This is a genomic window from Synechococcus sp. H70.1 (assembly GCF_047502705.1).
In the GTDB taxonomy this organism is placed as follows: Bacteria; Cyanobacteriota; Cyanobacteriia; order Thermostichales; family Thermostichaceae; genus Thermostichus.
Genome location: NZ_JANSIV010000092.1, coordinates 1 through 5,270 on the forward strand (window position 1 = coordinate 1; position 5,270 = coordinate 5,270).

5 protein-coding genes are annotated in these 5,270 nt (G+C 61.8%); 2 read left to right on the forward strand and 3 right to left on the reverse strand.

The window, feature by feature from the left end:
• Window positions 1-238: 238 nt before the first annotated feature.
• Window positions 239-1,096 (reverse strand): Tab2 family RNA-binding protein, encoded by an 858-nt coding sequence (locus NW827_RS06840; RefSeq protein WP_414361630.1) that lies wholly within the window; start codon window positions 1,094-1,096, stop codon window positions 239-241.
• A gap of 17 nt (window positions 1,097-1,113) precedes the next feature.
• Window positions 1,114-1,593, reverse strand: a complete 480-nt coding sequence (locus NW827_RS06845; RefSeq protein WP_414503476.1) for a VOC family protein — start codon at window positions 1,591-1,593, stop codon at window positions 1,114-1,116.
• Between the two features lie 298 nt (window positions 1,594-1,891).
• Between NW827_RS06845 and NW827_RS06850 the strand changes: the two genes are divergently transcribed.
• Window positions 1,892-3,028, forward strand: a complete 1,137-nt coding sequence (locus NW827_RS06850) for an energy transducer TonB (protein ID WP_414503477.1) — start codon at window positions 1,892-1,894, stop codon at window positions 3,026-3,028.
• A 110-nt stretch (window positions 3,029-3,138) separates the two neighbouring features.
• Window positions 3,139-4,263, forward strand: coding sequence for a glycine cleavage system aminomethyltransferase GcvT (gene gcvT / locus NW827_RS06855; protein ID WP_414361636.1), 1,125 nt, complete (start codon window positions 3,139-3,141; stop codon window positions 4,261-4,263).
• Here gcvT and NW827_RS06860 read toward each other — a convergent pair.
• Window positions 4,260-5,216, reverse strand: coding sequence for a sigma-70 family RNA polymerase sigma factor (locus NW827_RS06860; protein ID WP_414361638.1), 957 nt, complete (start codon window positions 5,214-5,216; stop codon window positions 4,260-4,262). The two genes, gcvT and NW827_RS06860, sit on opposite strands and share 4 nt — an antisense overlap.
• Window positions 5,217-5,270 lie beyond the last annotated feature (54 nt).

Genomic DNA, 5,270 nt, shown 5'->3' on the forward strand with positions numbered 1-5,270 from the left:
TATTAAACCCAAGCGGGGCAAGGAATGCAAGACCCATTTGCGAGGGGGTCGGTCGAAGACGGCAAAAAAGGGCCTGGAAGAGGGGGGGCAAGAGGCCTGAAAGCCTTGTGGGGCAAGGCATCGAGCGGGTCAACGAAAGAATCGGCCTTTGCGGGATTTGGCGAGGCGCTCGCAGAGCTGCTGCTACCGTTTTTGTGTTGCTTTACGAACACAGCTACGTAAGGGGCCGACAACGGTTTTAAAAAGGATGCTGCATTAGCCAAAAGCCGGCGAAGGACTGGGCCCGGAAATCGCTTTGGATGGCGAGGAAGTGGATCCCTTGGGCTTGGCGTTGGCGTTGGGCAAAGCCTTCTGCCTCCGCTTGCAGCTTTTCATCTTTTAGTTGCGCAAACAGGTAGCAATCGCTGAGGCCAGCCTCGAACAGCAGCCGCCCCTCCGCCACCGTCAAGTAGGCAGGCTCCATACCGCTTAGCCAAGCTGCTATGGGCAGCGCCCGCCGCGAGGCAATCACCAAGCCAGGAATGATGGTGTCGGGCGCCAAGGTTTCCCAGTTTAGCGGGAACAGCTCACCAAATTCCATTGGCCAGGTCTCGGCATCCCGCAGATCCCTGGCCCGCAGGGTAACGAACGCCCAGCGCTCTCCCTGCAACTTGTCCGGCAGGGGAATGGGATCCGGCGGATCCGGCTCCAATGGCGGCTCGGGGCTATAGGTAAATTGGGTTTCCTGAGGGTAAACCTGCTCTGCCCGTTCCCGCATCCAGGCCCTGAGGGCATAGACCCGGCGGCTGGGCAGCATCGGGATCCCAACGGCATTACAGGCCCGTTGCAAAATGGAGCTCATGCGGGCGCGGAAGACGCGAATGGCCGAAGGGGGCTGGGGGGCCATTTCCAAATAGCTGCGCAGCTGTTGGGCCACCCAGGTGCTATTGACCTCTTGGTTGCTGCAGTACTTGGCCTGGCGAAACTGACCCGTGGGATCGCACACCAGCAGCTCCCAAACCCGCCGCTCCTGGGCATCCCGCAGCGGGACGGCGTTGAAATCCATCTGCCAGATGGGGCCGCGCCTAGGGCCAGAACGAGGGGGTTGAGTGGCCAAGGTGTTCCTCCCGTTTGCTACGCGCTCCTGGGAGAGGGGTTCGGCAACTGTTGGCCTGCGCCGTAGGAAGCAGTATCCCCGACCAGGGCCCATTCCCGCTCCCCAAAAATGGCGGCAGGGTAGCGGTAGTACTTAAACTCCAGCAGGTTGTAGAAGGGATCCTGCAAAAAGAACGTGCCGTGCTCCAGCGGGGTGCCGACAAAGCGCCAGCGCGGCTCCTGATAGAAGAGCAATTCCCGTGCCTGGGCCCGCTCCGCCAGCGCCTGCCAATCTGCTTGGGTAGGGAAGATCAGGCCAAAGTGGCGGGGGTAGATACCCCGCTGCGGCGTCAGCTCTTCCTGGGTGAGGTGGGCCACCAGTTGATGGCCATAGAGGTTCAAAATAACTGAAACAGGGGTTTCCCGACCAATTTGGCAACCCAAGCCCTCGCCGTAGTAGGTCTTGGCCAAGGCAATATCGGCAACGGGAAAGGCCAGATGAAAGCGGATGGGTTCCATGAGTTCTCCTAAAAGCAAAGTAGAAAGCAGCCTGGCCTGGCCGAAAACGGCACCGCCCCCCCGCTCAGGATCCCTGCTCTTTATCCAAGTTAGCGAACAGGATGAGTGCGGGGGTATGGCACGAATTTCAGAACTGCTGCAAGCTGGGATCCCTTCCCCAGCCGAAGGTACGCCTTTGCGCAGGAAGCCCAACCGCTCGGATGCTATAACCTAGCATGTAGTCTGCTCGCGTCAGTGGGGCAGATCCCTTTGGCTGAGTTTGCAGCAAGAGAACTCGCTGGGTGGGTCAATCTTGGCCATGAGCAGCATCTGGGTTGAGCAGCGCCGCCGTGAGGAGGAAGCGCGCCATTTTTTTTGGATGGTGGCGCTGTCCTTGCTACTGCATGGGCTGGCGCTGCTGGCCTTGCTCTCCTGGAGTCGGCTTTGGCCGCTTCGCCAGCAGGAACAGGAAGCCATTGAGTTTATCTTGCTGGAGCCAGAAGATCTCGAGCCGCCGGAAGAAGCAGAGCTGGTTTCAGAAGTGGATTCCCGCGATGGGGGCAAGCGGGTAGAAGCACCCCCTTCCCAGGGCAGCCCACCCCAATCCCAGGCTGCCCCCCAACAGAAAGCTCCCCCACCGCCTCCGCCCCAACCCCAGCCGCCACGGCCGCAGCCGCCTGCCCCTGTGCCACCCCCTGCCCCGGCGGAAGTTGCCCTGGCCACTCCTAGACCTACTCCACCCCCTACGCCAACTGCGCCTCCGGCTCCTCCTCGGCCTGCGGCAACGCCAACTGCAGCCCCACCTCCGCCCACCCCAGCCCCCAGATCCACTCCCACCCAGACCCCGCCGCCTGTGGCGGCTGCTTCCCCTGCTCCGCCAGCTCCTACGCCTCCCCCCACTGCCGAGCCTCTAGCTATGCGGCCTAGCGAGCGGGCCTCAGATCTCAGCCAACTGCAGCCGGCTGCGCCGGCTCCCCAACCGGAGGTTCTCCTCGCCGAGCGGCCCTCCGATGCTTCCCAGTTGGGGCCGCCCCTGAGCGCTTCTGCTGCCAGTGAAGGGGCCGGGATCCAGGGCCAGGGAGCCAGCGGCTTGGCCAACCCCACCCAGTCGGCTCCCAACCCCCCCAATGTGGCGGCGCGGGCCAATGTGGACTGGGGCCCTTGGCTGGCGGCTTTGCAGCGCAAGGTGGAACAAAATTGGATCCCAGGGCAGACTGGCACTTCCCGCCGCACGGTGGTGATCTTCACGGTGGGGCGGGGGGGAGAGCTGCAGAGCATCCGCCTGGCCCGCACTTCCGGCAGCCAGCAAACCGACGACGCGGCACTGACAGCCATCCAGAGAGCAGCTCCGTTTTTGCCCCTGCCTGAGGCCTACGAGGGCAACTCGGTGACGATTAACTTCACCTTCGACATCAATGTGTTGGGACAATTAACTGTAGGTGGGTCGGCTAACTGACAACGGCTTCACGGTGCTGCCTCCCAAAACGGGGACAGAAGACCCTGGACAAGCTCTGGGAATCGGCGACGGTGCGTTTATCCTAGTCCTTAACCTTCAGAGATCCGTTGATGGGCACAACTTCCCTGCAGCGCACCCCCCTGTTTCCCTTCCATCAAGCCCTGGGGGCGCGGTTTGTCTCCTTTGCTGGCTGGGAAATGCCCCTGCAGTATCGGGGCGTGGTGGCCGAGCATCGGGCAGTGCGGGAGCGGGTGGGGGTATTCGACATCTCCCACATGGGCAAGTTCGAGCTCTGGGGGCCGGAGCTGGGATCCCACCTTAGCCGGCTGGTGCCCAGCGATCTGGCCGCTTTGCCAGTAGGATCCGCTCGCTACACGGTTTTGCTCAATCCGCTGGGGGGCATTGTGGACGATGTCATCTTCTACCGGCATCCACCGGAAGGAGAGCTGGAGCACTGGAGCCTGATCGTCAACGCGGCCACCCGCCACAAAGATAGGGAGTGGCTGCAGCAGCAGGGGATCCCTGGACTGGAACTGCAGGATCACACTGAGTCGCAAGTGTTGCTGGCGGTGCAGGGGCCGGCAGCAGAAGAGGTTCTTCAGCCTTTTTTGGCGGGATCCCTGAAGGCTTTGCGCCGCTTTCAACACGGACAGTTTGCTCCTCAAAAAGGGGGATCCTCAGGGGCAAGGGTCTTTGTGGCCCGCACCGGCTACACCGGAGAAGACGGCTTTGAGATCTTGCTTAGCCCCCCAGAGGGCTGCTGGCTCTGGGAGCAACTGGTGCAGGCAGGAGTACAGCCCTGTGGCTTCGGCTGCCGCGATACCCTGCGCCTAGAAGCTGCTTTTTGCCTCTACGGCCAGGACATGGACGAGAGCACCACCCCCCTGGAAGCCGGCTTGGGCTGGCTGGTGAACAATCCAGGGGACTACATTGGCAAGCTGGCCCTCGAACGTCAACGCGAGCAAGGGATCCCGCGTCGGCTGGTGGGGTTTCGCCTGTTGGAGCGAGCCATTCCCCGCAGCGGCTGTGCCATCTACGCTCCCAACTCCCCTGAGCCGATCGGGCGGGTAACCAGCGGCAGCCATTCTCCTACCCTGGGCTACGGCATTGGCCTGGGGTATGTGGATTCAACCTGGGCCGAGGTGGGATCCCGGCTGGAGATTGAGATTCGGGGCCAGCGCCGGCTGGCCGAGGTGGTGAAAAGGCCCTTCTATCGCTCGCAGGCCCTGGCTTAGCTAGAGGGGTCGAGCCGTTTGCCCATCTTGGGGGTAGCATATTCCTGCTGCAGCCGCCGCAATTTCCGTAGGGCCCGCCGCTCAATTTGCCGCACCCGCTCCCGTGAAAGGCCAATGTGTTCCCCAATCTCCCGCAGCGTCATCCCCTTTGATCCATCCAGGCCATAACGGGCTACGATTACCTGCTGCTCGCGTTCGCTCAGTTGCTTCACAAGAGCGCGGACTTCCTCCCAATGAGCAACCCGATTGAGATGCTCGACCGGATCGTTGTCCTCGTCGGGGATAAAGTGCTGCAGCTCAGTGCCGTCCTCATCGCCCACGCTCACGTTGAGAGAACAGATCTCGGCCATGTGGCGGGTGATTAGCTCGCGGTAGTTGTTGCTGATATCTAGCGAATCGAAAACTTCTTCTGCAGCAGGCCGGGATCCCCGCTCAACGGATAGCTCGCGGTAGCGCCGCTTCACTTGGGAGACCTTCTCGTACATATGGGCGGGCAGCCGGATGAGGCGTCCCTTGTTTTGGATGCCCCGGTTCACGCTCTGCCGGATCCACCAGGTGGCGTAGGTGGAGAACTTGTACCCCAGGGTTGGATCAAACTTTTCCACAGCCCGCGTGAGGCCGATGGTGCCTTCTTGGATGAGATCCAGGAACGGCAAGCCGCGGTTGCGGTAGCGCTTGGCAATCGATACCACCAGGCGCAGGTTGCACTCCACCATGCGCTTTTTGGCTGCTTCCCCCTGTCTCAGGATTTGCTGCAGCTCCTCTAAGGGGATCCCTACCCGTCGGCTCCAGTCCTCCAGGGACTCGTGCTGCCGCCGCTGTTGCAGGAGGGCCATCATCCGCTGCACCTGGTGGGCCAGGCGAAGTTCCTCTTCGGGGGTGAGCAACGAGTAGCGCCCAATTGTTTTCAAGAAACGGCCTACTGCATCTTGCAGGTCAAGACTTTCCGACATATCCCACCTCACACCCTAAGCCACGCCCTGTCTGAGTTTTCGCTCCTCCTGTTG

Coding starts and splice junctions, on each gene's coding strand:
- NW827_RS06850 (WP_414503477.1), top strand. CDS start 1,892: ATGAGCAGCATCTGGGTTGAGCAGCGCCGCCGTGAGGAGGAAGCGCGC.
- NW827_RS06860 (WP_414361638.1), bottom strand. CDS start 5,216: ATGTCGGAAAGTCTTGACCTGCAAGATGCAGTAGGCCGTTTCTTGAAA.
- gcvT (WP_414361636.1), top strand. CDS start 3,139: ATGGGCACAACTTCCCTGCAGCGCACCCCCCTGTTTCCCTTCCATCAA.
- NW827_RS06845 (WP_414503476.1), bottom strand. CDS start 1,593: ATGGAACCCATCCGCTTTCATCTGGCCTTTCCCGTTGCCGATATTGCC.